This window comes from Planomicrobium sp. MB-3u-38 (assembly GCF_002836425.1).
In the GTDB taxonomy this organism is placed as follows: domain Bacteria; phylum Bacillota; class Bacilli; order Bacillales_A; family Planococcaceae; genus Planococcus; species Planococcus okeanokoites.
Genome location: NZ_PJBO01000057.1, coordinates 1 through 2,760, shown reverse-complemented (window position 1 = coordinate 2,760; position 2,760 = coordinate 1). Strand labels below are relative to the sequence as shown.

Below are 2,760 nucleotides of genomic sequence, written 5' to 3'. Positions count from 1 at the left end.
CCATGTGGCCTGCGCTTCTTTTTTTGTTGTCGCTTTTCTTAACTTAGTGTTTCTCTGGAGCCGGTGATTCAGGAATGATTGAACCGATGATGAAAATTAGAACGGAAACAACAAGTGACATGTAGATTCCCGACATGAAGTTAAAGTCTACGTTCTGTACAGCACTGACAACGTAGTTTAGTGTTGTGATCAATAAAGCTGACCAGAATAATGTTCCGATAAATTGCATCTGTTTCACCTCTGCATAAAATGTCTAGCTTAATAATAGCATAGCTTCCGCTTGGCAGAAAGAAAGTTTCATCATTCTTGAAAGTTTTTGTCGGAAATATGTCAGCAACTTGAATAAATCGTTTCAATGACGTATTATTAATACCAGGTACTAAACATATAAAGCAAGTTGAAATGAGGGAAAATATATGAATGCTGGCATATTGGGAATTGGCCGTTGCTTACCGGAAACCATATTGACGAATATTGAACTGGAACAGCGGATGGATACGTCTGACGAATGGATCCGGACCATGACGGGAATAGAAGAACGCCGTATTGCCGGAGACGAACAGGATACATCACATATGGCTCGGGAAGCAGCGCAAAAGGCTATAGATGAATCTGGAATCGATCCGAAGGAAATCGGATTGATTTTAGTTGCTACAGTTACAGGAGACCAGCCGTTTCCTTCAATGTCCTGTGTCATTCAACAGGAAATCGGTGCAGTCAATGCAGCGGCGATGGATATTTCAGCGGCTTGTGCTGGATTCATGTACGGAATGGTTACAGCTAAACAATTCATCGATTCGGATGTTTATAAATATGTACTGGTGGTTGGAGTTGAAAAACTCTCAAAAATCACGAATTGGGAAGACCGGAATACTGCGGTCCTTTTCGGAGATGGAGCGGGTGCAGCTGTGATGGGCAAAGTTTCAGAAGGAAGAGGGATCCTGTCATTTGAGCTTGGCGCAGATGGAAGCGGCGGCAAACATCTATATCAGGACGATTATCTCGTCATGAATGGCCGGGAAGTTTTCAAATTTGCTGTACGCCAAATGGGTGAATCAGCTGAAAACGTAATTGAAAAAGCGGGACTCGCAAAAGAAGATGTCGACTTTTTAATACCTCATCAGGCTAATATTCGCATTATGGAAGCATCCAGACAGCGATTGGATCTGCCTATCGAAAAAATGTCCAAAACGATCCATAAATATGGCAATACCTCGGCCGCTTCGATTCCGATTTCATTGGTTGAAGATGTCGAAGAAGGAAGAATCAAAGATGACGATGTGATAGTGATGGTCGGATTTGGCGGGGGATTAACTTGGGGTGCCATTGCAATGCGATGGGGCAAATAATCAGGAATGCGAAAGGACAGATCAGAAATGACGAATCGTCGTGTAGTTATTACAGGAATTGGAGCGGTTACACCACTTGGAAACAATATAGAAACAACATGGGAAGCTATCAAAGAAGGCAAATCAGGCGTCGGTCCTTTGACACGGCTTAATCCTGATGACTACAGTGCTAAAATAGCGGCTGAAGTAAAAGATTTTTCTATAGAAGACTACATCGAGAAAAAAGAAGCCAGAAAAATGGACCGGTTTACACATTATGCACTTGCGGCATCCATCATGGCGATGAAAGATTCAGGTTTGGAACTTGATGAAAAAACGGCATTGCGCACAGGTGTCTGGATTGGTTCAGGCATCGGCGGCATGGAAACCATAGAAAATCAGATGAATGTTTTGAATACAAGAGGCGTACGCCGGATCAGCCCGTTTTTGATTCCGATGATTATTCCGGACATGGCTTCCGGGCAAGTATCAATCTATTTCGGAGCAAAAGGCATCAACTCCTGTTCAGTGACAGCCTGTGCTTCCGGAACCAACTCTATCGGAGACGCATTCCGTGTAATTCAGCGCGGTGATGCGGACGCGATGATTTCGGGCGGAGCAGAAGCACCGATCACGCAATTATCAGTTGCCGGTTTCACAGCCAATACAGCATTGACGACAAATACGGATATCAATACCGCTTCACGGCCGTTTGATAAAAACCGTGATGGCTTTGTAGTGGGTGAAGGAGCAGGTATCGTGATTCTTGAAGAATACGAACAGGCGAAAGCACGCGGTGCGAAGATCTATGCTGAAATCATAGGGTACGGCTCGACGGGCGATGCACACCATATAACTGCACCTGCTCCTGGCGGTGAAGGCGCAGCCAGGGCGATGGATCAGGCAATTGCTGACGGCGGTGTTGAGAAAACGGCAATCGGCTATATTAACGCGCACGGAACAAGTACACCTTATAACGACTTGTTTGAGACAATGGCGGTAAAAACAGTCTTTGGCGAGCATGCCTATAAGCTTGGCATGAGTTCGACAAAATCGATGACGGGCCATTTGCTGGGTGCAGCTGGTGGTATTGAAGCCATATTCACTGCTTTGGCATTGAAAGAAGGCATAATGCCGCCGACGATCAATTATGCGACGCCGGATGAGGAATGCGATCTGGATTACGTTCCGAATGAAGCCAGAAAAGCGGATTTCACATATGCAATGAGCAACTCTTTAGGTTTTGGCGGACATAACGCTTCACTGGTATTTAAAAAATATGAATAATGAAATCAGGCCCTGCAGATTCTTGCAGGGCTTTTTTTAATGCAATTCAACAACTCATCAAAAGAAAAAATGATTTTCTTCAAGCATGCTAACCCAGCTGTAACAAGGAAATATTCCCTTATTTGATTTCCGATTGACAAAATAT

Annotated in this window: 3 protein-coding genes; 2 read left to right on the top strand and 1 reads right to left on the bottom strand. The window is 44.2% G+C overall.

The features are described 5' to 3' along the window. Positions 1–43 precede the first annotated feature (43 nt). The gene (locus tag CXF70_RS10365; RefSeq protein ID WP_084244704.1) at positions 44–229 is read right to left on the bottom strand and encodes a YjzD family protein; all 186 of its coding nucleotides are present in this window, start codon (positions 227–229) and stop codon (positions 44–46) included. Positions 230–416: 187 nt separating this feature from the next. On the opposite strand from CXF70_RS10365, the gene CXF70_RS10360 reads away from it, so the two are divergent. Then, positions 417–1,349 (top strand): beta-ketoacyl-ACP synthase III, encoded by a 933-nt coding sequence (locus CXF70_RS10360; protein ID WP_101802598.1) that lies wholly within the window; start codon positions 417–419, stop codon positions 1,347–1,349. 27 nt (positions 1,350–1,376) lie between these two features. Next, positions 1,377–2,615 (top strand): beta-ketoacyl-ACP synthase II, encoded by a 1,239-nt coding sequence (fabF, locus tag CXF70_RS10355; RefSeq protein ID WP_101802599.1) that lies wholly within the window; start codon positions 1,377–1,379, stop codon positions 2,613–2,615. Positions 2,616–2,760 lie beyond the last annotated feature (145 nt).

What these genes read in the sequence shown, in the direction of transcription:
- CXF70_RS10365 (WP_084244704.1), bottom strand. Translation starts at nt 229, where the DNA reads ATGCAATTTATCGGAACATTATTCTGGTCAGCTTTATTGATCACAACA.
- CXF70_RS10360 (WP_101802598.1), top strand. Translation starts at nt 417, where the DNA reads ATGAATGCTGGCATATTGGGAATTGGCCGTTGCTTACCGGAAACCATA.
- fabF (WP_101802599.1), top strand. Translation starts at nt 1,377, where the DNA reads ATGACGAATCGTCGTGTAGTTATTACAGGAATTGGAGCGGTTACACCA.